Annotated in this window: 26 protein-coding genes; 16 read left to right on the top strand and 10 right to left on the bottom strand. The window is 39.1% G+C overall.

Annotated features, from left to right (window positions below; all coding sequences use genetic code 11):
• The first annotated feature begins 70 nt into the window (after positions 1-70).
• The 4 genes from JM79_RS13290 to JM79_RS13275 all read left to right on the top strand — a co-directional run bounded on the left by JM79_RS13290 (position 71) and on the right by JM79_RS13275 (position 4605).
• Positions 71-319, top strand: coding sequence for a Rho termination factor N-terminal domain-containing protein (locus JM79_RS13290; protein WP_141878614.1), 249 nt, complete (start codon positions 71-73; stop codon positions 317-319).
• A gap of 1 nt (position 320) precedes the next feature.
• Positions 321-1094 (top strand): Ku protein, encoded by a 774-nt coding sequence (locus tag JM79_RS13285; RefSeq protein ID WP_141878613.1) that lies wholly within the window; start codon positions 321-323, stop codon positions 1092-1094.
• A gap of 3 nt (positions 1095-1097) precedes the next feature.
• A complete protein-coding gene (ligD, locus tag JM79_RS13280) occupies positions 1098-3485 on the top strand; it encodes a DNA ligase D (RefSeq protein ID WP_141878612.1) in 2388 nt (795 codons plus the stop codon).
• Between the two features lie 82 nt (positions 3486-3567).
• Entirely contained in the window at positions 3568-4605 is a 1038-nt protein-coding gene (locus JM79_RS13275) for a phosphatase domain-containing protein (RefSeq protein WP_141878611.1), read from the top strand.
• Positions 4606-4676: 71 nt separating this feature from the next.
• Here JM79_RS13275 and JM79_RS13270 read toward each other — a convergent pair whose 3' ends face one another.
• Both JM79_RS13270 and JM79_RS13265 read right to left on the bottom strand, forming a co-directional pair.
• Entirely contained in the window at positions 4677-5345 is a 669-nt protein-coding gene (locus JM79_RS13270; RefSeq protein ID WP_141878610.1) for a sterol desaturase family protein, read from the bottom strand.
• A gap of 13 nt (positions 5346-5358) precedes the next feature.
• Positions 5359-5973, bottom strand: coding sequence for a deoxynucleoside kinase (locus tag JM79_RS13265; RefSeq protein WP_141878609.1), 615 nt, complete (start codon positions 5971-5973; stop codon positions 5359-5361).
• A 177-nt stretch (positions 5974-6150) separates the two neighbouring features.
• Between JM79_RS13265 and JM79_RS13260 the strand changes: the two genes are divergently transcribed.
• A complete protein-coding gene (locus tag JM79_RS13260; protein ID WP_141878608.1) occupies positions 6151-7101 on the top strand; it encodes a DUF302 domain-containing protein in 951 nt (316 codons plus the stop codon).
• Here the strand turns inward: JM79_RS13260 and JM79_RS13255 are convergent.
• From JM79_RS13255 to JM79_RS13245, 3 genes are read right to left on the bottom strand one after another with little or no spacing between them, the layout of a single operon-like run.
• Positions 7098-7451: a DUF6122 family protein gene (locus JM79_RS13255; protein WP_141878607.1), complete on the bottom strand. Its 354-nt coding sequence runs from the start codon at positions 7449-7451 to the stop codon at positions 7098-7100. The genes JM79_RS13260 and JM79_RS13255 overlap by 4 nt on opposite strands.
• Complete coding sequence (locus JM79_RS13250) at positions 7451-7777, bottom strand: DUF202 domain-containing protein (protein WP_141878606.1); 327 nt, start codon at positions 7775-7777, stop codon at positions 7451-7453. Before JM79_RS13250 ends, JM79_RS13255 begins: the two co-directional genes overlap by 1 nt.
• A complete protein-coding gene (locus JM79_RS13245) occupies positions 7774-9573 on the bottom strand; it encodes an SLC13 family permease (protein WP_141878605.1) in 1800 nt (599 codons plus the stop codon). The genes JM79_RS13250 and JM79_RS13245 overlap by 4 nt, the downstream gene beginning before the upstream one ends.
• Before the next feature lie 90 nt (positions 9574-9663).
• Here JM79_RS13245 and JM79_RS13240 point away from each other — a divergent pair, with 90 nt between their 5' ends.
• A complete protein-coding gene (locus JM79_RS13240) occupies positions 9664-10179 on the top strand; it encodes a DinB family protein (protein WP_347707215.1) in 516 nt (171 codons plus the stop codon).
• Here JM79_RS13240 and JM79_RS13235 read toward each other — a convergent pair.
• From JM79_RS13235 to JM79_RS13220, 4 genes are read right to left on the bottom strand one after another with little or no spacing between them, the layout of a single operon-like run.
• Entirely contained in the window at positions 10176-11117 is a 942-nt protein-coding gene (locus JM79_RS13235; protein WP_141878604.1) for a pyridoxal-phosphate dependent enzyme, read from the bottom strand. The two genes, JM79_RS13240 and JM79_RS13235, sit on opposite strands and share 4 nt — an antisense overlap.
• A 53-nt stretch (positions 11118-11170) precedes the next feature.
• Positions 11171-11617, bottom strand: a complete 447-nt coding sequence (locus JM79_RS13230) for a universal stress protein (RefSeq protein WP_141878603.1) — start codon at positions 11615-11617, stop codon at positions 11171-11173.
• Positions 11618-11627: 10 nt separating this feature from the next.
• Positions 11628-12557 carry a glyoxylate/hydroxypyruvate reductase A gene (locus JM79_RS13225; protein ID WP_141878602.1) on the bottom strand — a complete coding sequence of 310 codons (930 nt, stop codon included), beginning with the start codon at positions 12555-12557 and terminating at the stop codon, positions 11628-11630.
• A 17-nt stretch (positions 12558-12574) separates the two neighbouring features.
• The gene (locus tag JM79_RS13220; RefSeq protein ID WP_141878601.1) at positions 12575-13939 is read right to left on the bottom strand and encodes an acyl-CoA dehydrogenase family protein; all 1365 of its coding nucleotides are present in this window, start codon (positions 13937-13939) and stop codon (positions 12575-12577) included.
• A 185-nt stretch (positions 13940-14124) separates the two neighbouring features.
• Here JM79_RS13220 and JM79_RS13215 point away from each other — a divergent pair, with 185 nt between their 5' ends.
• Complete coding sequence (locus JM79_RS13215; protein ID WP_141878600.1) at positions 14125-14994, top strand: SDR family oxidoreductase; 870 nt, start codon at positions 14125-14127, stop codon at positions 14992-14994.
• Positions 14995-15049: 55 nt separating this feature from the next.
• Here the strand turns inward: JM79_RS13215 and metK are convergent, their stop codons facing one another.
• A complete protein-coding gene (gene metK / locus JM79_RS13210) occupies positions 15050-16309 on the bottom strand; it encodes a methionine adenosyltransferase (RefSeq protein WP_141878599.1) in 1260 nt (419 codons plus the stop codon).
• Between the two features lie 840 nt (positions 16310-17149).
• Here metK and JM79_RS13205 point away from each other — a divergent pair.
• From JM79_RS13205 to JM79_RS13165, 9 genes are all read left to right on the top strand, one after another.
• Positions 17150-18442, top strand: a complete 1293-nt coding sequence (locus JM79_RS13205) for an O-acetylhomoserine aminocarboxypropyltransferase/cysteine synthase family protein (protein ID WP_141878598.1) — start codon at positions 17150-17152, stop codon at positions 18440-18442.
• Between the two features lie 66 nt (positions 18443-18508).
• Positions 18509-19522: an alpha/beta fold hydrolase gene (locus tag JM79_RS13200; RefSeq protein ID WP_141878597.1), complete on the top strand. Its 1014-nt coding sequence runs from the start codon at positions 18509-18511 to the stop codon at positions 19520-19522.
• Complete coding sequence (locus tag JM79_RS13195) at positions 19485-20558, top strand: aspartate kinase (RefSeq protein WP_141878596.1); 1074 nt, start codon at positions 19485-19487, stop codon at positions 20556-20558. Before JM79_RS13200 ends, JM79_RS13195 begins: the two co-directional genes overlap by 38 nt.
• 4 nt (positions 20559-20562) lie before the next feature.
• Positions 20563-21726 (top strand): aminotransferase class I/II-fold pyridoxal phosphate-dependent enzyme, encoded by a 1164-nt coding sequence (locus tag JM79_RS13190; protein ID WP_141878595.1) that lies wholly within the window; start codon positions 20563-20565, stop codon positions 21724-21726.
• A gap of 33 nt (positions 21727-21759) precedes the next feature.
• A complete protein-coding gene (locus JM79_RS13185; protein ID WP_141878594.1) occupies positions 21760-22176 on the top strand; it encodes an Rrf2 family transcriptional regulator in 417 nt (138 codons plus the stop codon).
• 115 nt (positions 22177-22291) lie between these two features.
• A complete protein-coding gene (locus tag JM79_RS13180; protein ID WP_089661410.1) occupies positions 22292-22549 on the top strand; it encodes a DUF2061 domain-containing protein in 258 nt (85 codons plus the stop codon).
• 86 nt (positions 22550-22635) lie between these two features.
• Positions 22636-23265 carry a phosphoadenosine phosphosulfate reductase family protein gene (locus JM79_RS13175; RefSeq protein WP_141878593.1) on the top strand — a complete coding sequence of 210 codons (630 nt, stop codon included), beginning with the start codon at positions 22636-22638 and terminating at the stop codon, positions 23263-23265.
• Between the two features lie 10 nt (positions 23266-23275).
• A complete protein-coding gene (gene cysD / locus JM79_RS13170) occupies positions 23276-24175 on the top strand; it encodes a sulfate adenylyltransferase subunit CysD (protein ID WP_141878592.1) in 900 nt (299 codons plus the stop codon).
• Positions 24176-24188: 13 nt separating this feature from the next.
• Positions 24189-25433: a GTP-binding protein gene (locus JM79_RS13165; protein ID WP_141878591.1), complete on the top strand. Its 1245-nt coding sequence runs from the start codon at positions 24189-24191 to the stop codon at positions 25431-25433.
• Positions 25434-25470: the final 37 nt, after the last annotated feature.

Here is a 25470-nt window from a genome sequence, read left to right as displayed (position 1 = left end):
TCAATCCCTCAAAATTTCAACACTGCTGAAAGGTTAATTAAATTTAAGTTCAATTCAAAAGATTCAGAAAATGTCAGAAGATCACGGACCTAGTATTAAAAATGATAAGCAATACGAGAAATTGCGCAAGGAAGGAATGAGCAAGGAAAAAGCGGCAAGGATCGCCAATACATCCAATTCCGGAGAGAAAGGTGGTAAAGCTGAAAAATACGAAGAGAGAACCAAAGAGGAACTCTACGAGCAGGCGAAAAAAGTTGGCATCGATGGACGAAGTGATATGTCTAAAGATGAATTGATAAAAGCACTAAGAAACCACTAATATGCGCTCAATCTGGAATGGTTCAATAAGTTTTGGTCTGGTTTCAATTCCCGTGAAACTTTATTCGGGTTCTGAGGACAGACGTATAGACCTGGATATGCTTGATAAAAATGATCATGCGCGTATTCGCTATAAACGTGTAAATGAGGATACCGGTAAAGAAGTGGAATGGAAGGATATTGTCAAAGGCTATAAAAAGGATGATGGTTATGTAATTCTGGAAAAAGATGATTTTGACCAGGCGAACATGAAAAAGACGAAAACCATTGATATTGAAGAATTTATCGATGAAGATGAGGTAGCCGATGTGTTGTTTAAAAAGCCTTATTTCCTAGAACCACAAAAAGAAGGAGGTAAATCCTATAATTTACTGCTACAGGCATTAAAAAAGACAGGAAAACTAGGTGTGGCCACATTCGTGATGCGACAAAAGGAGCATTTATCTCTTGTAGGTATTTACAGGGATGCACTGGTTTTACACGTGATTAGGTTTGAAGATGAGATAAGAAATCCCGGAGAACTGAAGCTTACCAAAACCAAGGTAAAAGCCAAGGAGGTAGATATGGCGGTTTCACTGATCGAGCAGTATACTTCTGACTTTGATTTTAAAAAATACAAGGATATCTATAATGACCAGTTAATGAAAATCATTGAATCTAAAGCGACCGGTAAAAAGCCAAAAGTCGAGGAATACGATTCAGAACCCACACAGGCAGACGATTTAATGGCTAAACTGAAGGCCAGCCTTGAAAAGAAAAAGTCAAAGGCCAGCTAATACATGTCTTTAGAGGAATACAATAAAAAACGTGATTTTGCCCAAACCTCTGAGCCTAAAGGTGATCTTGAAAAAGAGAATCTTCATAGGTTCGTAATTCAGCGTCATCGTGCTTCCAGATTACATTATGATTTAAGGCTTGAGGTTGATGGTGTTCTTAAAAGCTGGGCCGTTCCTAAAGGTCCTTCCATGAATCCCGAGGATAAGAGGCTGGCTATTGAAACTGAAGATCACCCGGTACAATATCTACACTTTGAAGGATCGATCCCAAAGGGTAATTATGGCGCTGGGAAAATGAGGATCTGGGATACCGGTACATATGAGTCGGTTGGAGATTTTGGAGCTGAGGAGGCATTAAAAAAGGGTGATCTGAAAGTGAAATTTCATGGCGATAAGATAAAAGGAACATTTGCCTTGGTTCGAACAAGAAGCCAGGATGGACAGAAACACTGGTTGCTTATAAAGAAAAAAGATAATCATTCTGTTACTTCAAATTACGATGCAGAAGACTATGCTCCGCAGGGAATTGTAAAAAGCCTAAACGATTCTAATATCATAAAACCTATGCTGGCAACTGCAGCAGATGGTATCTTTAATAAGGCCGGTTGGATCTACGAGTTGAAATGGGATGGTTATAGAGTTCTTGCAAGTATAAGCCAAGGTAATGTGAACCTGTATTCCAGGAATGGGATCAATTATAATGATAAGTTTTCAAAGCTTGCACAGGACCTGGATAGTATCCCTCATGAGGTGATACTCGATGGAGAAGTGGTAATTCTGGATCAGCAGGGAAAACCTCAGTTTCAAAAACTTCAAAATTACGACAGTAATTCCCCGGCAGATCTTAGGTTTTATGTTTTTGATATACTTTTTCTAAATGGACACAGTACGCTGAAGCTAAGCCTGCTCGAACGTAAAAGTCTGCTTCCTGATGTTCTGGAAGGATTGGAGATGACCTATTACTGCGAGCATGTTGAAAGTATGCCAGATGCTTTTTACAAGAAAGCTTTAAAAGATGGTATGGAAGGAGTGATCGCGAAAAAAGCCGATTCTGTATATACTCCAGGCTATCGTAGTGAGAAATGGTTAAAAATAAAAGGTACAAGCTCTGAAGAAGTTTTGATCTGTGGTTATACAGATTCAAAAGGATCCGTTTTCGGATCATTGATACTCGGGATCTACAGAGAAGGTGAATTACAATACGTAGGTAATTGCGGAACAGGATTCTCTTCTTCGGTGCAACAGGAATTACTTCAGAAGATGCAGGATCTTGAAATTCAAAAGTCACCTTTCCGTCAGAAAATAAATCTTAAAGGCAGAACACCAAATTGGGTAAAACCTGAACTTGTTTGCGAGATCAAATTTTCAGAATGGACAGAGAGCGGTAGAATGCGTCATCCTGTTTACAAAGTTCTGAGAGAAGATAAATCTATAATTGATGTAAAAACCACTAATAAAGCATCTCAGAAATCTTCAAAAGCCAGTTCTAATGCTTTAGAAATAAATGGCAGAACAGTTAATGTCACTAATCTGGACAAGATTTACTGGCCGGGAGAAGGTTTCAGGAAGTACGATCTCATCGATTACTACATACAGGTTTCAGAATATATGATTCCGTTTTTAAAAGATCGTCCGCAAAATCTTCACAGACACCCAAATGGTATTGAGAAAGAAGGTTTTTACCAGAAAGACAATGAAGGTTTGCTGGATTCATGGATCGAAACTTTAAAGATTTGGTCTACTTCTGCGAAAAGAGATATTCAGTACCTTCTATGCCAGGATGAGGCTAGTTTGATTTATATGGCAAACCTGGGGTGTATCGAGATCAATCCGTGGAATAGCAGGAAAAACACTTTGGATCAACCAGATTATGTGATCATTGATCTGGATCCTTCAGAAAAAAATACATTTGAGGAAGTAATCGAAGTTGCGCAGGTGACACAGGAAATTTTAGAGTCGGCAAACATTGAAGCTTATTGTAAGACTTCCGGTTCTTCAGGAATTCATATTTATATCCCACTTGGTGCGAAATATTCTTATGAAGAAGGTCGTGAATTTACAAAGCTCATCTGTTATTATGTTCTCGAGAGAACCAAAGGACTTACCAGCATGGATCGTGCTGTTAAGAATCGGAAAAATAAGATCTACCTGGATTACCTGCAGAATAGACGCGGACAAACTCTGGCTGCTCCTTACTGTGCGAGACCTAAACCTGATGCTCCGGTTTCAGCTCCTTTACACTGGAACGAATTGAAGTCTGGCCTAAAAATCAGAGATTTTGATATTAAGAACATGCCCGCAAGAATTATTGAGAATCCTGATCTTTTTAAAGGAGTATTAGCTGAAGGTATAGATATGGGAAAAGCGTTAGAAGCTTTAAACCGACTTTAATACTAAAATAATTATAAAACTAGGCCATCTGGCAGACTCGGTTCAGAATTAAATATAACTTGAACCAAAACCTTCAATTTTAATGATCAAACGTTTTAAAAAACTACTAGGCAGGTATAGAAATCTCGATCAAATTCATATCGTGCCCTATAGAAGCTATGGTACTTATTCCCATTTATATGTCTTCGGAAGGGTTTTAGATAATGAACCACTGAATATCGTTAAGGAACAGTCCATTTTTCGGACTATAAAAAATACGTATAAGCAATTCGATAGCTTTGAAATTCCTGATGCCGAAATGGAGTTAGTAGTGCCTGGGAAAGTAAATTTAAGGACAACTACCAGTGATGAAGGCTATTTTCTGTTCGATAAGACTTTTGATGAAAATTTATCGGAATATGCGTCTAATGAAGGCTGGATAGATTACGAGGTTAGGTACTGTGAAAAGGTAGAACCTAGAACAGATGAATTGGAGAATCCAAAACGTGGTGAATTTCTTATTCCGCAGCATGATGCTGAATTCGGGGTCATAAGTGATATTGATGATACGATCCTGCATACAGGTGTTACTTCTTTTCTAAAATGGCGCCTTCTGAAGAATTCACTGCTAACGAATGCATATAAACGAATTCCATTGATGGGTGCTCCAAACCTTTACAAGAAATTACATGAAGGTACTAGTGGTAAGTTCAGAAATCCTGTTTTTTATCTGAGCAACAGTCCCTGGAACATGTATGAATATCTTAAGTTGTTCCTGGACCATAATAATTTTCCAAAGGGTCCCATATTGCTTCGTGATCTTCGAACTCCTTTTGAAAGTACTATAAAACCTGAAAAACCACACAAGCAAAAAGAGATCACTAATATTTTGAAAACCTATCCAGATCTTAAATTTATCCTGATTGGAGATAGTGGTGAACATGATGCGAGTATCTATACAGATATTGCGGCTCAGTATTCAGATCGTATCATGGCGATCTATCTAAGAAGTGTAAAACATAAAAAGCAGATGCAGCGTGTGCAAAGTATCATCGATAATTTTGATACAGTACCAGTGCTAATGGTTATGAGCAGTGAGGAAGCTGAGGAACACGCCCGCGAAAATGGCTTTATAAAATAGTCCGGTTACGAAATCCAATAAATTTAAAAAGTCCCTTGAAAAAGGGACTTTTTTTTGTTGTATAAACTGAATTAGCTTGGATCAATACTGGTTCCAACCGCGGCTCTTTCCTGAACCGGAGACTTTCTTGGCATAGTTCCAAAGATCTGGTCCCAAAGTGGAGAGGAAACTCCAAAAGCACGATCTGGTTCACGATAATGGTGTATACTGTGATGATGCCATAAGATCTTCAGAAAATTATCTGGAACCTTAAAAGCGTGTACAGAATAGTGAACAGCCAGGTAAGCAGCATAACCAATCAGGAAACCTGCAAGAAAACCGAATACATAATCGCCTAGTACTGCACGATAAATGATGAATAGTACAGTCGCAATTACAAGGCTAAGAACAGGAGGCATAGCCAGCCTGGATTTATCTTTTGGGTAATCATGATGTACACCGTGCATGGTATAGCTCAATTTTTGCTTTTTAGGCGTAGTTGCTGGAATGTGATATAAGTACCTGTGCATCACATATTCAATTAATGTAAAGAAGAACAGGCCTGCAAGGAATAATCCAATCATCGCCGGCGCTTCAAAACCTTTGTCAAATATTCCGTAGTAAATTAGAGCTACAGAGATCAATCCAAAGATGATCAATGGCAGCGATATATGTGTGTGCGTTAACTTTTCCAGGATCGGGTTATCGAAAAGTTTTGGAGAACCCTTGTGTTTTGGTCTTTTTAGTTTAGTAGATTCCATAGTCAATTATCATTTAAAAAAGTCCGTGTAACTGTCCATCGATGCGGTTAATTATATCACCGAGGTCTTCCGGATTGTCCACAAAATTAATATTATCTACATCAATTATAAGCAAATTTCCTTTATTATAATCGTGTACCCACGCTTCGTAGCGTTCATTCAGCCTGCTCAAATAGTCAATAGAGATAGAGTTCTCATAATCACGACCTCTGCTATGGATCTGTTTAACAAGGTTAGGAATACTGCTTCTCAAATAAATGAGTAGATCTGGTCCCTGAACCACGCTTTCCATAAGATCGAAGAGTGATTTGTAATTTTCAAAATCCCTATTGGTCATAAGACCCATTGCATGCAAGTTTGGTGCGAAAATATAAGCATCCTCATAGATCGTACGATCCTGAATGATCTTCTGGCCGCTCTCACGAATTTGTAGAATCTGCCTGAACCTGCTATTTAAAAAATAGATCTGCAGGTTAAACGACCAACGCTCCATTTTGTTGTAAAAATCTTCGAGGTAAGGGTTTTCCAGAACATCTTCGAACTGTGGTTCCCAGTTGTAATGCTTTGCTAGTAATCGAGTTAATGTTGTTTTTCCTGCACCAATATTTCCTGCTATGGCTACATGCATAATTTATTTCTTAGGCTGAATTAAGGAATGTAAAGATAAAAGAATTGAGTTAAAATGGTCTATTTGAATAAGGATCGGGGAATAATTTTTCGGCGTACTTAACATGTTTGCGTTAAAGAATATTAAATTATTGAATAACAGCACATTAAAAAATAAATTACTAAGAAAATCAATTATATGAAAAAGACGATAATTATGTTGGGACTTCTAGCTGGATTTAGCTCATGTTCCCAGAACGATCAGGATGAAATTATAGCTACAGATGCCAGAGCTAATACTTCTACAATAGAGGTGACAGATTTACCAATTGGTGTAAAATATGCCGAAAGTCAGACTGGAATTGCAGGTGCTTATAATAGATTAAAGCAGTCTCTACAAAAAAATGAAGCTATCAGTATAGTTGCGGAAGTAGACCATTCTAACAACGCAAAATCAATTGGTGAAGAACTGGATTATACCAGTGTAATTTTCTTCGGAAATCCTGTTTTAGGAACTCCGTTGATGCAAAGAAATCAGCTAGCCGGACTTGATCTTCCGCAAAAAGTTTTGTTCTACAAGGATGCTGAAAAAAATGAATTGGCGTTATATAATTCTGTAGAATATTTGAGTTCAAGACATGGATTGGAAGGCGTATCGACACTGCCTAAAATTTCGGGAGCTCTCGAGAACCTTGTTTCAGCTGCTACTAAGTCTGAAGTTGGAGTTTCGCCAGCACAACAAGTTGGTGAGGGAGAAGGAATTGTATCGATAACCAGTAATCAGAACTTTGAGAATACCTACAGCGATCTCAAAACTTTTCTACAGAATAATCCAGAAATCAAAATTGTAGCAGAATTGGATCACCAGGCAAATGCTGCTAGCGTAGGTCTTGATTTGAGACCTACTAATATTATTATTTTCGGTAATCCAAATCTTGGGACGCCCCTAATGCAGAAGGATCAATCCATTGGACTGGACCTTCCGCAGAAAATGCTGGTTTGGGAGGATGTAGATGGTAAAGTTTCTATCTCTTATAATGATCCATTCTTTATTGCTGAAAGACACAGGATTGCAAATTCTGATGATGTTTTAAATAAAATTAAAATGGCTTTGGAAACTATTGCTGAAAACGCTGCTACTTCAGATTAAAAATTTGGGAAAATACAGGAGTTACAATTATAGTTTGTCCACAAGCAATCAAGAAAATCTGTAATCATGTGAAAAAATAATCCGATACATATCAACCTGATAATTTTGTGTTTGATAAATATTATTCCGAAGAAATAGGCAGCGATCGCAATTTCAGAATGAAGGGGATGAAATCCAATTCCGCAGCGATTGGGATCAAAAATTGGAGTAGCCAGTAAATGATCAATATCCACGATCATGGTAGCAGCGAGAATTGCCCAGTACTTCAACCAGTTTTCACGATCATAGAACCAGGCGATCACGGCGATCACCAAAAAGTGCATGGAGTAGTGCACCAGACCCTGTAGCATCAGGCTTTGTTATTATCTTCGGGTTGTTCTCGAAGGAGTCCGTTGAGTTTACGTTCCAGGGCGACATACCTTGAAAATCCAACAACTATAAATAGAATACAGAGGAAAAGGGACAAATAACCTACCCACATCAGGCTGATTCCCTGATAATCCTTGATCTGTAATAAAGCAAGTCCGCTAATTAGTAAATATATAGATGCCCGAATATAGCTGAGTAAAGTTCTTTCGTTGGCAAGTTTAGTTCGTTCCAAAGCAAGATGTTCACGAAGCAGTTTTTCGTCAATGATCCTGGCTTTAAAAGGATTATGTAATTTTACTTTTCTCATAGTTCAAAAGGGAAAAACATCGGGATAATAAATGAGGCCGCGATCCAGATGATAAAGTTAAGCGGAGTTCCGAACTTTAGAAAATCTCTGAACCTATAATTTCCCGGCGCGTACACCATTGTATTCACGGGATAACTCACCGGAGTCATAAATGTAAGCGAACATGCGAACATGACACCAATTAAAAAAGGTTTTTCGCTCACCTGCATCGCCCCGGCCAGACTTATGACAATAGGCGTCATTAGAGCTGCGGCTGCTTTACTGGATAGGACATTCGTGGAAAGAAAGGTGAATAAAAATATCATACTTAACGTCCACCGGGGATCCATATCGCCCAGAGTTTCAAAGACATACTGGGAAACAATATCGGAACCACCGGTTTTTTCCAAAGCTTTTCCCATGGATAGTACACCGGCAATCATGAAAATCACTTTCCATTCAATGGCTTCGTAAGCTTCCTGAGGTTTTAAAATGGTAAGAGTGACAATCAATAAACTTCCAACCATCGCACTTATGAGGATAGAAGTAATGTTAAATGCTGCAGCGGCAACTACCCCAATCACGATGAGCAACGCAGGAATTGCCTTTTTGTAATTCACATTTCTTCCCTGGTATTCTGAAAGTGTTACGATCATTTTTTCTGAAGCGAGGACTGAAATGGCTTTTTCTGAAGCGAACAATAACATCATATCGCCTTCTCTAAGAACTACCCGTGAAACATCTTCGGTGATCGTTTCCTTGCGATGTCGAATAGCCAGAACAGAGGCATAATAAGTGCTTCTGAAGTTCATATCCCTAATGGAATTACCAGCAAGTTCAGATCCATACGGAATCATGACTTCGAAGATCTTTTTTTCTTCTGAAACTTCTGAGGCATCCTGATTGGCCTCCATTTCCTTGATGCTTTCTTTGTCACCTCTAACAGAAATACCTTTTTTTGATTTTAATTTTGCCAGGTTTACTGGATCCACCAGAATTCTAATCCTATCGTTTTCTCTCAAAACCGTTTCACCATTGATTTCATAAACCCGGTAGTGTTTTCTTTTTATTCTAAGTATCTGGATCTTATAGTCTTTGACCAGTCTGGATTCTGAAACAGGTAGGTCGATATCAACATGATCATGATGTAGTTCGATCTCCGCCATATACTTTTCAGTTTGCTTTATAAGTCCTGTGTTTTCAGGCAATCCTCGTTTTGGCAATAGAATTGGTCCAAGCAGGAAGATATAAGCGAGGCCAATAGCAAGTAAGCACAGAGCAGCCATTGAAAATTCGAACATGCCGAAGGGCTCAGAACCTAGCTTTTCAGCATAACTGCTTACCAGGATATTCGTTGAGGTTCCAATAAGGGTACAGGTGCCACCAAATAATGCTGAAAAAGAGATAGGAATTAGAAGTCTGGCGGGGCTAATTTCAGCTTCCCGGCAAACCAATAGTGCCACAGGAATAAGAATTGCAACTACCGCAGAATCATTAATGAAGGCAGAAAGCACAGCTGAAGTGAGACACAAAGAAACAAGTGCAGAAAAATAATTTATACGTGCAATCTTGATGAGCCTGGCACTAAGACCATCAATGATCCCCGATTTGAAAACGGCAGCACTAACCACGAACATACAACCAAGCGTAATAGTTGCAGGGTGGTTAAATCCCGAAAAACCTTCTTCGGGACTTAGAACTCCCGAAATGATAAAAAGCGCCATGATAATGATAGAAGTGGTGTCTATCGAGAAATAATCGCGCACGAACAGGATGATACCAATGATGATGATCGCAACGGTGAGATACAATTCCATCTGAATTTATTTAATATAACAACCTGATGTTCTTCTTAAAGATAAGACTTCTTTTTATTACCTAATTTAATTTCTATTTTACAGTAAAATATGAAAATGGATAAAGCTAAACCAGAGAATTGGCTACGAGGCAAAGTAGAGAATGTTCCCGATCTGTTGCAGCCTGCAGCGCATGCACTACTTCAGTCTAAAGAAGAACTACTGAAATATCTGGATAATTTCCCTGCAGATGAATTATGGGCGAAACCTGCGGAAAGGGCATCTGTAGGTTTTCATCTTCAGCATATAGCTGGTGTGACCAACCGTTTGATCACTTATGCAAAAGGCGAACAATTGAGTGAAGCTCAGTTGCACTATTTAAAACTGGAAGGAAAAGCCGATGCCTCTATTAGTGTTGAAGAACTAATAATTCAGGCTGAAAATGAGTTGAACGCAGCGGTAGAATTTTTGAAATCTCAGAAACCTGAAGATCTAACCAATAGTGTAGAAGTAGGAAGAAAGCGAATTAAGTCAAGTTTAATTGGCGTGCTTTTTCATGCCGCGGAACATTCTCAAAGACATATAGGACAAATGCTCGTGACAATATCTGTGGTAAAAGACTCCTAAAATGGCAAGTTAGAAAGATCAACATTGCCGCCAGAAATGATCAAACCCACTTTCTTGTTTCTAAATTTATCTTTCTGCTGAAGAATTGCGGCCAGGGCTACAGCGCTGGAAGCTTCCACCACGATCTTCATGCGTTCCCAGATCAAGCGCATTGCCGCAATGATCTCTTCTTCAGAAACCCTGATGATTTCGGAAACATGATTCCTGATTATAGGGAAGTTAACGTCTCCAAGCATTGTTTTGAGTCCGTCTGCAATGGTTAGAACAGAAGTATTATTTTCAATCCTTCCACTTTTCAAAGATCTCCATGCATCATCAGCTTCCATAGGTTCTGCGCCAATACAAACACAGTTTTGAAGCAAAACATGAGTGGAGATAGCGGTTCCGGCGATCAGGCCACCGCCGCCAACAGGACAAACGATCATATCCAGTTCAGGATGGTCCAGCAATAATTCGGTTGCCGCAGTTCCCTGTCCCAGGATCACATTCATATCATTAGAAGGATGTATAAAACTTGCTCCTTTTTCTTCCATTATTCTGTTAGCTGTTGCTTCCCGATCTTGAAGAGTAGAGGGACATTCTGTAATCTCTCCGCCGTAGGTTCGAACCGCAGCTTTTTTAACTTCAGGAGCCGAATCGGGCATTACAATGTAAGCAGGAACATTCAGACTTTTAGCTGCCAGAGATAACGCCTGTGCAAAATTTCCTGAAGAATGTGTGACCACACCGGCATTTTTTTCGGCTTCAGAAAGCTTTGAAATTGCATACATCGCACCCCGCATCTTGAATGCACCCATTTTTTGAAAATTCTCGCACTTAAATTCAATTTCACAGCCGGCCATTTCGTCGATTAGCTTAGAAGTTAGAACCGGAGTTCTATGGATAAAAGGCGCTATGGTTTCCAGAACTTTTAGAAGTTCTTCTTTGCTGCTATTCAAATCTTTCAGTTTTATACTAAAATAAAAAATCCCCGTGATTACGGGGATTTTTTTTATTCATTAATAGGGATCGTTAACATGGGAATTTCAGCTTTTTTAACCAGTTCCATCGAGACGCTTTCATTCAGCAGATTGTAGAGGAAACTATGTTTATGAGTTCCAACTATAAGTAAATCTACATTTAATTTTTTGGCTTCCTCAAGAACGGTGCTTACCGTTGACCCTTGAATAAGTAAAGCGTCGCTTTCAACCTCTTTGCTTATAAAACTATCGCATACCTGTTGAAGACTTCGATGTTCTTCGCGATATTCTTCAGCTTGAAGATCTCTGATGTATTGAGGTCCTGGTTCATAACCAACAAAATCCGGTTCTGGATCTGCCACATGCAAAACCCATAATTTGGCTTCATATTTTTCAGCAAGACTTTCAGCAAAGATCATTAATTCGCCAATGCTGTCATTGAAGTCTACCGCTACCATGATATTTTTGAATGTATCCATAGTAAATTACTTAGTAACCTCTGTCCATTTCAACTTTGTTCTTCAGGTCTTGATTTTCCTTCATACGATCATAATTTTCAGCGATCTGCGGAACCACAGATTCCGGCTTGGTTACACTGGCAATATGTGGAGTGATATTGATACGATCATGTTCCCAGAAAGGATGTTCTTCCGGTAATGGCTCTTCTCTGAATACATCCAGGGATGCTCCTGAAAGATGACCATTGTCGATCATTTTCATTAGATCATGCTCCACCAGATGTTCACCACGCGCTACATTGATCACGTATGCACCTTCCGGTAGCATATCAAAAAGATCTTCGTTCAGAATATTTTCAGTGTCTTCAGTCAAAGGAAGAAGACAAACTAAAATTTCAGAATTATTTAAAAATTCTTCTAGCTGATCTTTCCCATAATAACTAGTAACGTTATCACAATCTTTTTCTGTTTTTGACCATCCGGACACCTTGAAAAAGTTCTTGTGCAATTTATCTGCTACAGCATTACCAAGGACACCAAGCCCCATAATTCCGACGTTGGTGTTCTGTGGTCGTTTATATTGAGACCTGTCCCATTGTTTTTTATACTGCGATTTTACATAACCATGCAGATTACGAATATGATTCATTACCTGGCTAAGTACGAAATCACCCATATCTTCGGTAAGTGTTTCGTCTACTACTCGCGTAATTGCAACGTTTTCCGGAAGGGAATTATCACTTAAAATATGATCCACACCTGCACCCATACTGGCGATTACTTTCAAGTTCGGATAATTCTTGAATAATCCTCTTGGGTGGTTCCAGGTTAGCGCAAATTCTACCTCTTCCGGGTCATGTTCTTCCGGATAGGTGTAAATATTCATTCCCGGATGTTGATTTTTTAATGCTTCTACCCATGCCTCCGAATCTCTTCCCGGAGCAACGATTAATACTGACATAAATTTTTCTTTTTCATTTAACTCACAAATGCGCTGTAACCGGTAATTGCACGGCCAACGATCAATGAATTGATTTCTTTAGTTCCTTCATAACTGTAGATCGCCTCAGCATCTGCTACAAAACGAGCTACATCGTATTCTAATAATATTCCATTTCCACCAAGAACCTCTCTTGCTCTGCTTACCACATCCCGCATTCTCATGCTGCAGTAAACCTTTGCAAGACTTGCATGTTCATCTGTAAGTAGATCCTGATCCTGCATTTCTGATAATCTAAAGCAAAGCGTCTGCATCGCTGTAAGATTTGAAAGCATTTCCACAAGATGATTTTGAATAAGCTGAAAAGAGGCAATAGGTCTTCCAAACTGCTCCCTTTTTTTGGTGTATTTCAAAGCGCTTTCATAAGCACCTCTGGCACATCCAACGGCTTGCCATGCTACTCCGGCTCTGGTCATTCTAAGAACATTGGCAGTGTCTTTAAAAGAATTAGCGTTCTGCAACCTGTCACCTTCAGGGATCTTACAATCTTTGAGGGTGATGATCGCATTCTGCACGATTCTCAATGCCATTTTATCCTGAATTTTTTCTGCTGAAAAACCAGGGTTTTCTTTACGTACCAGGAAACCTTTTACTCTTCCAGAGTCAAGATCCCGAGCCCAGATAACGATTACATCAGCGAAAGTGGCGTTTCCTATCCATTTTTTCTGACCATTCAATACCCAGTTCTCTCCATCAAATTTGCAGGTAGTTTCGAGTCCGCCAGCAACACCTGAACCCACATTAGGTTCAGTAAGGCCAAAGGCACCGATCTTTTCCATTTTTGCCATTTGTGGTAACCATTCCTGTTTCTGTTCTTCACTTCCGCAGAGATAAATAGAACCCATAGCGAGTCCACTGTGGACTCCAAAGAATGTAGAGATGGAAACGTCTACACGTGCAATTTCCTGAGCAATGATGCCTTCCATTAAAAATGGCATATTTGGACATCCATATCCTTCATAAGGAACACCAACAATATTAAGTTTGCTGAATTTTTTGATGACTTCAAATGGAAACTGATCTTTCTTCCAGTATTCATTTACTAATGGCCGAATCTCATCTTCCATGAAATTTCTGACCTTAAGCTGAATTTCCCGTTGTTCTGGAGTAAGCTTGAGATCCAGGTTATAAAAATCACCGTCGATAGGAGGCAAGTCGTGCTGACCTTTTTTCTTCTTGGTTTTTAACATTTTCATTAATCCGGCGAGTTGACGGTCGTCAAGTTTGCCCAAAGTTTTCATCGCCTCGGTGAGATCGATCTTTTGATTGATCTTGGCGAGCTGATCCAGATCAACCGATTTTAGAAGGTTAACCGTATCACGAACTTTTTTAAATAAAGACATAGAATTTCCTCTTGGTGGAATTTCAATTTAGGAATTAAAACAGCGTTCGCTTGTTAAGGTTTTCCGAAGAATTGATAAAAAATATCGCGCTTTTCCATAATTATTTAGGGAAAGTTTACAACATCTACTTTCCTGATATATCGATCCATTCTATAATTTTAGAGAAACCTATAAAATCAATAATTATGGAACATCCACAGGAAAAATATCCAAAACCACCATTTGAAAATCTTAACCAGAGTGAACCGGGAACTGAAAGTAGTATTGATCCGGATACAGATCATGGTGAAAAATCCTATAAAGGTTCAGGTAAACTCAAAGGCAGAAACGCGATCATTACCGGTGCAGATAGCGGAATTGGAAGAGCAGTGGCAATTGCTTTTGCCAGGGAAGGGGCAAATGTATTGATTTCCTATCTTGAAGAACATGAGGATGCTAAGGAATCTGCCAGACTGGTAGAAGAGGCAGGGAAAAAGGCAGTTTTAGTTCCGGGGGATATCGGTGATCAGGAACATTGTAAAAGTATAGTTGAAAAAGCTATTGCTGAATTCGGCCAGATCGATATCCTGGTAAATAACGCAGCTTACCAGATGGCGAGAGAGTTTTTGCAGGAAATTTCTGCAGAAGAATGGGACTACACCTTTAAAACGAATATTTACTCTCTGTTTTATTTATGTAAGGCGGCAGAGCCTCATATGAAACCGGGAAGTACTATTGTGAATACTACTTCAGTAAATGCCTACAATCCCCGTCCAGATCTTCTGGCCTATGCTGCTACTAAAGGTGCGATACAGAATATTACAGCGAGTATGGGGCAATTGCTAGCAGATAAAGGAATTCGGGTGAATTGTGTAGCTCCGGGACCAATCTGGACTCCGCTTATTCCGGCTACCATGCCAGAGGATGTGGTGAAGAATTTTGGAAGTGATACCCCTATGAAACGACCTGGGCAACCAGCAGAATTGGCAGCAGCTTTCGTGTTGCTAGCTTCTGAAGATTCTAGTTATATGACCGGCTCAACGGTACAGGTCACTGGTGGCCAGTACACGATTTGATTCATTAAAAAAGCCTCTAAACTTTTAGAGGCTTTTTATATATTTTAGTATGGTTTTATTTCAAATCGAAACTTTCTTTGATCTTATCTACATAATCGAGCTTCTCCCAGGTAAATAGTTCCACTTCCTTGGTGATCTTACCATTATACGGACTTTCAAAAACCTTGGTTTCTGTACGCGGAGTTTTTCCCATATGTCCATATGCAGCAGTTTCCCGGTAAATTGGATTTCTTAACTTCAGTCGTTCTTCGATCGCAGCTGGTCGCATATCAAAAATTTTACGAACCTTTTCTGCAATCTGACCATCAGAAAGATCTGTATTATTCTTTCCGTAGGTATAAACCGAAATAGAAGTTGGTTCCACCACCCCAATTGCATAAGAAACCTGTACCAGAATTTCAGGAGCTACTCCTGCAGCTACCAGGTTCTTGGCAATATGTCTGGAAGCATACGCGGCAGATCTATCTACTTTAGAAGGATCTTTTCCTGAGAATGCACCACCACCATGAGCACCTTTTCCACCATAGGTATCTACAATAATTTTTCTTCCGGTGAGTCCTGCGTCACCATGTGGACCTCCAATTACGAACTTGCCGGTAGGATTAATATGGTAAATAATGTCGTCATTGAACAATTCCTGAACATAATCTGGCAGCTGTTTCTTAACTCTTGGGATAAGAATCTCAACCATATCCTTTTTGATCTTCGCCAGCATTTTTTCATCATCCTGATCAAAATCATCATGCTGCGTAGAAACCACGATCGCAACAATTCTTTCAGGAACGTTGTCATCGCTATATTCAATAGTCACCTGGCTCTTGGAGTCAGGTCGTAGATATTCGATATCTTTACTTTCTCTTCTAAGTTTAGCCAGTTCAATTAGGATACGATGTGAAATATCTAATGCCAGCGGCATATAGTTTTCAGTTTCATTGGTCGCATAACCAAACATCATTCCCTGGTCACCAGCACCCTGTTCCTCCTTCTTTCCACGATCCACACCCTGGTAAATATCCTGGGACTGTTCATGAATAAGGGAGATCACACCGCAACTATCACCACTAAATTTATAAGCACCTTTTGTATAACCAATATCATTGATCACGTCACGTGCGATATTTTGAACATCCAGATATGTATTACTACGTACTTCACCAGCAAGTACTACCTGCCCGGTTGTAACCAGAGTTTCGCAAGCTACTTTCGATTCGCCATCGAAGGCAAGAAAATTATCCAGTAACGTATCACTAATTTGATCTGCAATTTTATCCGGGTGTCCTTCAGATACACTTTCTGAAGTAAATAAATAAGCCATTCAATTACTTTTTAAGTTTATAAGAATGGAAAAATTTGACGTGTGAAGCTAAAAAGGAGTGTAATTACCATTCTGCTTTAGCATTTTAAAACATCGATGTGATGTAGAGGGTTGCAATCAGTCAAATCTATCCCTTTCAATAAGTTGATACAAATGTATAAAATTTAAAAGGATAGCAAATCGATTTAACGCCATTTTAAAGGACGTGGAATTACAGCTGCATTTTCGTGAAATATTAGGGCGTTGCGCTTCGCCCGTTCCGGTCTTGCGCCGGGCTTTCGCGACTCGCTTTTTGGTTCGAAAATGAACCAAAAGAGCTCAAACAACTCGCTCTATCCCTAACGCAACAAAAAAATATACTTCTTAACTATCAGTATTTATGCGGGTTATACTTTGTATTTTCTAGAATGATAAAAAAATAAGTGCGCAAAAGCTTGGATAATAAAAAACTCTGCCGTTATCTTTGTAAAACAATTTTAGAACAATGTACAGAACAGTTTGCAATATGATGATGTGTATGATGTGGAGAACTTCCGCAGCGCACCTTATTGCATAATTCTGAAAGAATATATATTGCAAAAAGCCGCTGCCAACCGCAGCGGCTTTTTTTATGGCCAAAATTGAAATTAGAATATAAAACTTACAATTATGAAATTACAGGTAACAGTTAAAAATATGATGAACATGCGCATGATGATGTGTATGTGCAGCATGTATAGCTATTACCTGAACTCGAGAATATAGATTTTAAAAAGGAATCAATTCAAAAGTCCCCCTGGTAATAGCATATCAGGGGGACTTTTTTATTTCAATCAATTCCAATTTTTAAAAATTTATATCATGAGTACTCAAAAATTTTCAACACAGGCATTACATTCAGGACACGATACAACTCAAAATGGAGGAACCAGAGCGGTACCAATTTACCAGACCAGTTCCTATGTTTTCAACGATAGTCAGCATGCGGCAGATCTCTTTTCTCTTGCAAAGCCAGGTTTTATTTATACCCGTTTAAATAATCCCACTAATGATGTGCTGGAACAAAGGCTGGCAGCACTGGAAGGTGGAATTGGAGCGGTGGTTACAGCATCTGGAACTGCTGCGATCAATACTGCATTACTAACTTTACTAAAAGCTGGCGATCATATTGTAGCCAGTAGCAGTTTGTATGGCGGGACCTTCAACCTTTTACAAAATACACTGCCAAGATTTGGCATTACAACCACTTTTGTAGATCCACGTGATCCTGCCAATTTCAAAAAAGCAGCACAGGAAAATACCCGCGTATTTTTCGTTGAATCTCTGGGAAACCCAAAACTGGATGTCCTGGATCTTAAGGCAATTTCTAAAAAGGCAAAGGAATTCAAAGTGCCGTTTATCGTGGATAATACAGTGGCCACACCTTACCTTCTGAATCCAATAGAATACGGAGCAGATATCGTAATACACTCTCTAACCAAATATATTGGAGGGAATGGAACCAGTCTTGGAGGAGTGATCATTGATGCTGGTAAGTTCGACTGGTCTAGTGGTAAATTTCCTGAGTTTACCGAGCCATCTCCAGGATATCATGAATTAGTTTATCACGAAGCATTGCAGGAAGCAGCATTCATAGCTAAAGTAAGGATCGAAGGATTGCGTGATCATGGTGCAGCTTTGAGTCCGTTCAATGCGTTCCAGATCATCCAGGGACTAGAAACGCTGAAAGTTAGAATAAACGAACATAGTAAAAATGCGCTGGAACTCGCCACCTGGCTAGAGCAGCAGGAGGAAGTGGAATGGGTGAATTATCCAGGCCTCGAATCCAGCGAGTACTACGATATCGCTCAGCAGTATTTACCAAAAGGACAAAGCGGACTCGTGACTTTCGGAATCAAAGGAGGTTATGAAGTAGCTAAAAAAGTAGTAGATGCATCAAAGGTCTTTTCACTGCTTGCCAATATTGGAGATACCAAATCGCTCATTATTCATCCTGCCAGTACCACTCACCAGCAGTTGAAAGACGATGAACAATTATCTGCAGGGGTAAAGCCGGATCTAATAAGACTTTCAATAGGACTGGAAGATACAGAAGATCTTAAAGCAGATTTGAAGCAGGCTTTCGCTCAGATTGCTCAACAATCACTTGTTTAATTTTAGTTTGGTTTCATCGCCGGAGCCTGTATACTATATATGCGGCTCCGGTTTAACCTCAATTTTATGTTACAACAAATAAGCATAACAGATTTCACGAATAGTGCCGGCAAAGTCCAGAAAATAGATGTCTGTTTCCAGTTATTTGGCAGAAAACTTGGAACTGCTCCGGTAATTCTGGTGAATCATGCACTTACCGGCAATGCCCAGGTTTGCGGTTCAGGAGGTTGGTGGAGTGATATTGTGGGGCCTGGAGCGAGCATAGATACAGATCAATATTCTATCCTTTGCATTAACATTCCTGGAAATGGGATTCTGAAGAATGATGAAGATAGCTTTCATAACTATAAAGAGTTTACTCTGAATGATATTGCGAGAATCCAGGTTAAAGTTCTGGAATACTTAAATATCACAGAGCTATTTGCCATCATTGGAGCCTCTATTGGCGGAGCGCTCGCCTGGCAACTGGCAGCTTTAAAACCAGACCTTGCCTTGCACGTGATCCCAATCGCTACAGATCTTAAATCGACAGACTGGCTTCTTGCAAATTGTAAAATTCAGGACAGGATTTTGAATAATAGTGAGAATCCATTGGAAGATGCACGTATGCATGCGATGACCTTTTATCGCACACCACAATCGCTTAGCTACAAATTCAGAAATGAAAAAGACGAAACTACGAAGAGTTTTAAGGTCGAAAACTGGCTGGAGCATCACGGGAGTAAACTTAGATCGCGCTTTAGTTTAAGTTCCTATAAGTTGATGAACCATTTATTGACTACGATCAATATCTCAAATGAATCACAAAGCGCTATTGAAGTGGCTGCGCGGGTTAAAGGCCATATACATATGATCACGATAGATACCGATCTTTTTTTCCTGGCAGAAGAGAATTGGAATTCTTACGTGGAGCTGTCATTATTCAAAAACAATGTCAGTATTCACGAGATCAAATCTATTCATGGACATGATGCATTTTTGATCGAAACCGACCAGGTGGCAAAATTTTTAGAACCCATATTTCAAAAAAAGAACTACACAAATGAAAATAATAAATCTCGCTCTGTTTGGGCCGGGTAAGGTTGGAAGTAAGTTAATTCAGCAGATCATCGCTGCAAAAGATCAACTTCTAAGAAATTCAGACCTGGAGATCAGGATCATCCTGATTGCCGATTCCAGTAATTTGATTACTGATAATCTAGGTTTTAATGAGCACTGGAACGAACGGTTTAGCAAGGAAAAACACTCTTACCAATTCCAGGATATCCTGAAATATTTAAAAAATAATGCATTTACTAATCTAATTTCCATAGACACAACGGCAAGTGATAATTTGCCTGAGAATTATGTTGATCTTATCGAACATGGGAGTCATATTGTAGCCGCAAATAAAGTTGCCAATACACTAAGTCTGGATTTTTATCAGCAGTTAAGAATAGCTTTGAAAAGACATCATAAAATATTTCAGTACGAAACAAATGTGGGAGCTGGCTTGCCAGTGGTGGAAACCATTAAAAGCCTGTATGATTCTGGTGAGCAGGTAACCAGAATTCGGGGAGTTTTCTCAGGTTCACTCAGCTATATATTTAACACCTATTCAAAGGAAAATGTTCAATTTTCAGAAGTGCTTCGGAAGGCCGGTGAATTTGGTTATACCGAGCCAGATGCACGGGTGGATCTTAGCGGGAAGGATGTGGCCAGAAAATTACTAATTCTTGCACGTGAACTTCAGCTAAAGAAAGAGCTGGAAGAGGTAAGTATTCAATCTTTACTTCCTACATCCTTAAATGGTGGAACCCGTTTACAGCATTTTCAGAAGCAAATTTCAATTCTGGATGATATTTTTCAGAAGCATAAAGAGGAGAACAAAAGCGGCGAAGTATTGCGTTATGTGGGGGAACTCAATGTAGAAAATGGAAGTTTGCAAACGAGGTTGATCTCAGCGAATGCTGCAACTCCGCTTGGCCAGATTGATGGAACCGATAATATTTTTGAGATCTATTCTGAATCCTATAAAGAGTTTCCACTGGTTATACAGGGAGCAGGCGCAGGAATTGATGTTACCGCACGAGGTGTTTTTAGCGATATTCTGAAGATAAACAAGCAATTAAACTAAAGTAATGGCAGAATTTGAAACTATAGCGGTACGAACGCAATTGGAACGAACTCAATTTCAGGAGCACTCCACACCTATGTATCTAACATCCAGCTATGTCTTTGAAGATTCAGAAGATATGCGAGCAAGTTTTGCTGAAGAGAAGGAGCGAAATATTTACAGTCGCTATTCAAATCCTAATACTTCAGAATTTATTGACAAGGTAGTGAAGATGGAAGGAGCTGAGGATGGGTTTGCTTTTGCGACAGGAATGGCTGCGGTATTTTCTACTTTGGCAGCCTTACTGGAAAGCGGTGATCATGTAGTTTCATCCCGTTCTGTATTTGGTTCAACTCATGGATTATTCACTAAATATTTTCCAAAATGGAATATTTCACATGATTATTTTGATGTGAATGCACCTGAAGATATTGAAAGTTTGATCAAACCTGAAACAAAAATCCTGTTTGCTGAATCACCAACCAATCCTGGTGTTGATATTCTGGACCTAGAATTACTTGCAAATATTGCCAGAAAACATGATCTCATTTTGATTATAGATAATTGCTTTGCGACTCCATATTTGCAGAATCCTTTAAAATTTGGGGCCGACCTGGTTATACATTCGGCTACAAAGTTGATGGATGGACAGGGTAGGGTCTTAGGCGGAATTACAGTAGGTAATAATAAACTAATTCGTGAGATCTATCTTTTTAGTAGAAATACAGGTCCGGCACTATCGCCATTTAATGCCTGGGTTTTATCAAAAAGTCTGGAAACACTGTCTATTAGACTGGAAAAGCATTGTGAAAATGCGCTAAAGGTTGCAGAGTTTCTCGAATCTTTACCTCAAGTAGAAACCGTAAAATATCCGTTCTTGAAATCTCATCCACAATATGAAGTGGCAAGAAAACAAATGAAACTGGGCGGTAATGTAGTGGCATTCCAGATCAAAGGCGGACTGGAAGCAGGTAGAAGGTTTATCGACAGACTGCAAATGTGTTCAAGATCTGCAAATTTAGGAGATACAAGGACGATTGTGACTCATCCTGCTTCCACTACACATAGTAAACTAAGTGACGAAGAGTTGAAAGCGGTAGGAATTTCAGAAAGCCTGGTTAGAATTTCTGTGGGTCTGGAACATGTGGAAGATATTATTAATGATCTTAAAAAGGCCTTGCAGGAATAGCATTAGCAGTCGGAAATTTTTTATTTTCGTTTCATGCTTTCCAAAAAGACCAAGTATGGCATCAAAGCACTAACATACATAGCGCGAAAAGATGAAAAATTCCCTGTCCAGGCTTCTGAAATTTCAGAAAGTGAGAATATTTCTCAGAAGTTCCTGGAGAGTATTATGCTGGAACTTAGAAAATCTGGTTTTCTAGGATCTAAGAAGGGAAAAGGTGGAGGTTATTATTTAATAAAAAAACCTTCAGAAATTAAAATGACCGCAGTGATCAGGGTGCTGGAAGGACCCATTGCCATGGTTCCATGTGTTAGCCTTAATTACTATGAAAAATGCGATGACTGTCCAGATGAGGACGCCTGTTCTGTTCATAAATTGATGATACAGGTTAGGGATGCATCGCTGAATGTACTTGGAGAGAATACGCTTGCAGACATTGCCTTAAAGCAATGATAAGGGTGTTAAAATAAAATTTTACAGAGAAATAAATTGGTGTTTAAATAAACGAAGTCTAGTTTTGCTTAAAACCTAGTAAACCGATAGGATTATAGTTTTTAATGAAGAGAGTATGTTGATGTTACTGAATCAAACTAAAGAAAAAAGTACCTATAAAAAAGATAGGACTACAGAACGACCGCTTCGAAGTATTCTTAAAACGATTAGTTGGAGAATAGTTGGAACCCTGGATACGGTTATGATCGCATGGTTTCTTACTGGAAAAATAGAAACCGCTCTCGCAATTGGATCTGTAGAACTGGTAACAAAGATGATCCTGTACTTTGGTCACGAACGGCTTTGGAATTTAATACCCTATGGCAAAGATTAGCTTTAATAGTAGCGAACCGGAAATTATTCAAATGTGAAATAGTAACTGGTTATTCGCAATTGACCAGAATTAAATCATAAAGACAGATGAAAAAGTTTAGCGATACAGAAATAGAAAAACTTAACAGTCAGTTACGCGGTGTAGCACCTTCAGAAATAATTCAATGGGTCTTGGCATCTAGTAATAATCCAGTAGTTACTACCAATTTCAGACCTTATGAAGCAGCAATCTTACATGCCTGTACTCAGGTAGATAGTTCTATGAAGATAATTTGGTGCGACACAGGTTACAATACTCTGCCTACCTATAAACATGCTCAGTTTCTCATGGACCATTTAGATCTTAAAGTGAAACTTTATACACCAAAAGAAACTGCTGCTTATAGAGACGCATTTTTTAAGGGTATTCCAGGAGTAGATTCTCCAGATCATAAGGAATTTACCAGGCAGGTAAAACTAGAACCATTCCAGCGAGCAATGGCAGAACAAAATCCAGATGTGTGGTTTACGAATCTTAGGAAAGGACAGACAAATTTTAGAGATAGCATCGATATTCTAAGTTATAGTAAAGACGGTCTTCTTAAGGTCAGTCCTTTTTACCACTGGTCAGACGAAAAATTAGATGAGTATTTGAGAGAGCATAAATTACCGAATGAATTCAAATATTTCGACCCTACAAAAGTATTAAATAATAGAGAGTGTGGTTTACACGCCTAAAAGTTTAAAAATGAGTTCGATCTTAAATCAAAATACGTTAGAAAGCGAAGCTATTTACACCTTCCGGGAAGTTGTGGCTCAGTTCGAAAATCCCGTGCTATTATTTTCGGGTGGTAAGGATTCTATCACTTTGGTACGCTTAGCGCAAAAAGCCTTCTATCCCGCTAGAATTCCTTTTCCATTAATGCACATAGATACCGGTCACAACTTTCCTGAAACTATCGAGTTCAGAGATCGATTAGTTGAAGAACTTGGACTGAACCTTATTGTAAGAAAAGTTCAGGATGATATTGACAGCGGAGTTTCTATTGAAGAAAAAGGCAGGTACTCCAGCAGGAATTCATTGCAAACCAATACTCTTTTGAGTGCTATTGAAGAATATAAGTTCGATGCATGTATAGGCGGAGCAAGAAGGGATGAAGAAAAAGCTCGTGCAAAAGAGAGAATTTTTTCAGTAAGAAATGACTTTGGAGAGTGGGATGAAAAGAACCAGCGACCAGAAGTTTTTGATATGCTGAATGGTCGTATCGATATTGGCCAGAATGTTAGAGTATTTCCTATTTCTAACTGGACAGAGCTAGATGTTTGGAGTTATATAGATGCTGAAAAGATTGAAATTCCTTCCATTTATTTCGCGCACGAGAGAGAGATTTTTGAAAGAGATGGTTTAATCTGGACAGCTTCAGAGCATGTTTACAAAGACGATCATGAACTTACAGAAATGAAAACCGTTCGATTTAGAACTGTGGGAGATATAACCTGTACGGCTGCAGTGGAATCTGGAGCAGATACCGTAGAAAAGATCATCAAGGAAGTAAGGGAATCAGCTATTTCAGAAAGAGGTGCAAGGATCGATGATAAAAGATCTGAGGCCGCCATGGAAACAAGAAAGCAACAAGGTTATTTTTAAAATAAAGAAGAGCATGGAAGTATTAAAAATAGCAACAGCAGGAAGCGTTGATGATGGTAAAAGCACACTCATAGGCAGACTGCTTTACGATACCAAATCTTTAACTTCAGATAAATTGGAAGCCATTGATAGGGTGAGTAAGAAAAATGGTTTGGACTATTTGGATTTCTCACTAGCTACAGACGGTCTGGTAGCAGAAAGAGAACAGGGGATCACAATAGATGTGGCTCATATCTACTTTTCAACATCAAAGAAAAGTTATATCATCGCCGATACTCCGGGGCATATTGAATATACACGGAATATGGTGACCGGAGCTTCAACTTCGCAAGCTTCAATTATACTTATAGATGCCAGAAAGGGAGTGATCGAACAAACGTACCGGCACTTTTTTATAAATAATTTGTTGAGAGTAAAAGAAGTTATAGTCGCTATAAATAAAATGGATCTTGTCAATTATTCTGAAGATGTATTCACCAATATCATTAAGGAATTTGATGAGTTAAGAAGTAAAAGTGATTTCCGAGATCAGAAAATCACCTTTATTCCGGTGAGCGCTCTATGGGGAGAGAATATTGCTGAAAAATCTACCGCAATGTCATGGTATCAGGGACAAACCATATTGGAACATCTCGAGGATCTTAAAGCTGAAGATTTTGCGGAAGAAAGTCAGGCTAGGTTTTCTGTTCAAACAGTGATAAGACCTAAAACAGAAGAATTTCATGATTACCGCGGTTATGCAGGGAAAATTAATGGTAATAGCCTGAGAGTAGGAGATGATGTAACCGTGTTACCATCCTTGACGACCTCGAAAATCAAAGACATTCATTTTTTCGAAGAAACTTTTGATGAAGCTCCAGCAGGAAGTTCTGTAACTATTAGCCTGGCAGATGATATAAATGTCGCCAGAGGAGATATGCTGGTGAAGACCAAAGAGGTTCCTAAAGAAACAAAAGTTGTGGATGCCATGGTTTGCTGGATGGATAATCGCCCTTTGGTTCCGGGCAAAAAATATGTTTTACAACATAATACCAACGGTGTTCTGGCAAAAATAGATAAAATAGAAAGCCATATTGATTCGAATTTTGGAGCCGAGGAGAATGTAACTTCTCTGAGTCTGAATGATATTGGTAGCGTAAAGATCAAACTAAGTAAATCTATTTATGCGGACAGTTATAATGAAAATCGAACAAATGGACGATTTATTCTGGTAGATACTCAAACAAATACCACGGCCGGAGTAGGATTTATTAAATAATTGCTGGAAAATGAACCACTTCAATATCAACATTTTA

The organism is Gramella sp. Hel_I_59, from assembly GCF_006714895.1.
Classification (GTDB): Bacteria; Bacteroidota; Bacteroidia; order Flavobacteriales; family Flavobacteriaceae; genus Christiangramia.
This window is presented reverse-complemented; position numbering and strand designations above follow the sequence as displayed.

Excerpts from the sequence above, each read along its gene's own strand:
- JM79_RS13290 (WP_141878614.1), top strand. The coding sequence starts at position 71 with ATGTCAGAAGATCACGGACCTAGTATTAAAAATGATAAGCAATACGAG.
- JM79_RS13285 (WP_141878613.1), top strand. The coding sequence starts at position 321 with ATGCGCTCAATCTGGAATGGTTCAATAAGTTTTGGTCTGGTTTCAATT.
- ligD (WP_141878612.1), top strand. The coding sequence starts at position 1,098 with ATGTCTTTAGAGGAATACAATAAAAAACGTGATTTTGCCCAAACCTCT.
- JM79_RS13275 (WP_141878611.1), top strand. The coding sequence starts at position 3,568 with ATGATCAAACGTTTTAAAAAACTACTAGGCAGGTATAGAAATCTCGAT.
- JM79_RS13270 (WP_141878610.1), bottom strand. The coding sequence starts at position 5,345 with ATGGAATCTACTAAACTAAAAAGACCAAAACACAAGGGTTCTCCAAAA.
- JM79_RS13265 (WP_141878609.1), bottom strand. The coding sequence starts at position 5,973 with ATGCATGTAGCCATAGCAGGAAATATTGGTGCAGGAAAAACAACATTA.
- JM79_RS13260 (WP_141878608.1), top strand. The coding sequence starts at position 6,151 with ATGAAAAAGACGATAATTATGTTGGGACTTCTAGCTGGATTTAGCTCA.
- JM79_RS13255 (WP_141878607.1), bottom strand. The coding sequence starts at position 7,451 with ATGCTACAGGGTCTGGTGCACTACTCCATGCACTTTTTGGTGATCGCC.
- JM79_RS13250 (WP_141878606.1), bottom strand. The coding sequence starts at position 7,777 with ATGAGAAAAGTAAAATTACATAATCCTTTTAAAGCCAGGATCATTGAC.
- JM79_RS13245 (WP_141878605.1), bottom strand. The coding sequence starts at position 9,573 with ATGGAATTGTATCTCACCGTTGCGATCATCATCATTGGTATCATCCTG.
- JM79_RS13240 (WP_347707215.1), top strand. The coding sequence starts at position 9,664 with ATGAAAATGGATAAAGCTAAACCAGAGAATTGGCTACGAGGCAAAGTA.
- JM79_RS13230 (WP_141878603.1), bottom strand. The coding sequence starts at position 11,617 with ATGGATACATTCAAAAATATCATGGTAGCGGTAGACTTCAATGACAGC.
- JM79_RS13225 (WP_141878602.1), bottom strand. The coding sequence starts at position 12,557 with ATGTCAGTATTAATCGTTGCTCCGGGAAGAGATTCGGAGGCATGGGTA.
- JM79_RS13220 (WP_141878601.1), bottom strand. The coding sequence starts at position 13,939 with ATGTCTTTATTTAAAAAAGTTCGTGATACGGTTAACCTTCTAAAATCG.
- JM79_RS13215 (WP_141878600.1), top strand. The coding sequence starts at position 14,125 with ATGGAACATCCACAGGAAAAATATCCAAAACCACCATTTGAAAATCTT.
- metK (WP_141878599.1), bottom strand. The coding sequence starts at position 16,309 with ATGGCTTATTTATTTACTTCAGAAAGTGTATCTGAAGGACACCCGGAT.
- JM79_RS13205 (WP_141878598.1), top strand. The coding sequence starts at position 17,150 with ATGAGTACTCAAAAATTTTCAACACAGGCATTACATTCAGGACACGAT.
- JM79_RS13200 (WP_141878597.1), top strand. The coding sequence starts at position 18,509 with ATGTTACAACAAATAAGCATAACAGATTTCACGAATAGTGCCGGCAAA.
- JM79_RS13195 (WP_141878596.1), top strand. The coding sequence starts at position 19,485 with ATGAAAATAATAAATCTCGCTCTGTTTGGGCCGGGTAAGGTTGGAAGT.
- JM79_RS13190 (WP_141878595.1), top strand. The coding sequence starts at position 20,563 with ATGGCAGAATTTGAAACTATAGCGGTACGAACGCAATTGGAACGAACT.
- JM79_RS13185 (WP_141878594.1), top strand. The coding sequence starts at position 21,760 with ATGCTTTCCAAAAAGACCAAGTATGGCATCAAAGCACTAACATACATA.
- JM79_RS13180 (WP_089661410.1), top strand. The coding sequence starts at position 22,292 with ATGTTGATGTTACTGAATCAAACTAAAGAAAAAAGTACCTATAAAAAA.
- JM79_RS13175 (WP_141878593.1), top strand. The coding sequence starts at position 22,636 with ATGAAAAAGTTTAGCGATACAGAAATAGAAAAACTTAACAGTCAGTTA.
- cysD (WP_141878592.1), top strand. The coding sequence starts at position 23,276 with ATGAGTTCGATCTTAAATCAAAATACGTTAGAAAGCGAAGCTATTTAC.
- JM79_RS13165 (WP_141878591.1), top strand. The coding sequence starts at position 24,189 with ATGGAAGTATTAAAAATAGCAACAGCAGGAAGCGTTGATGATGGTAAA.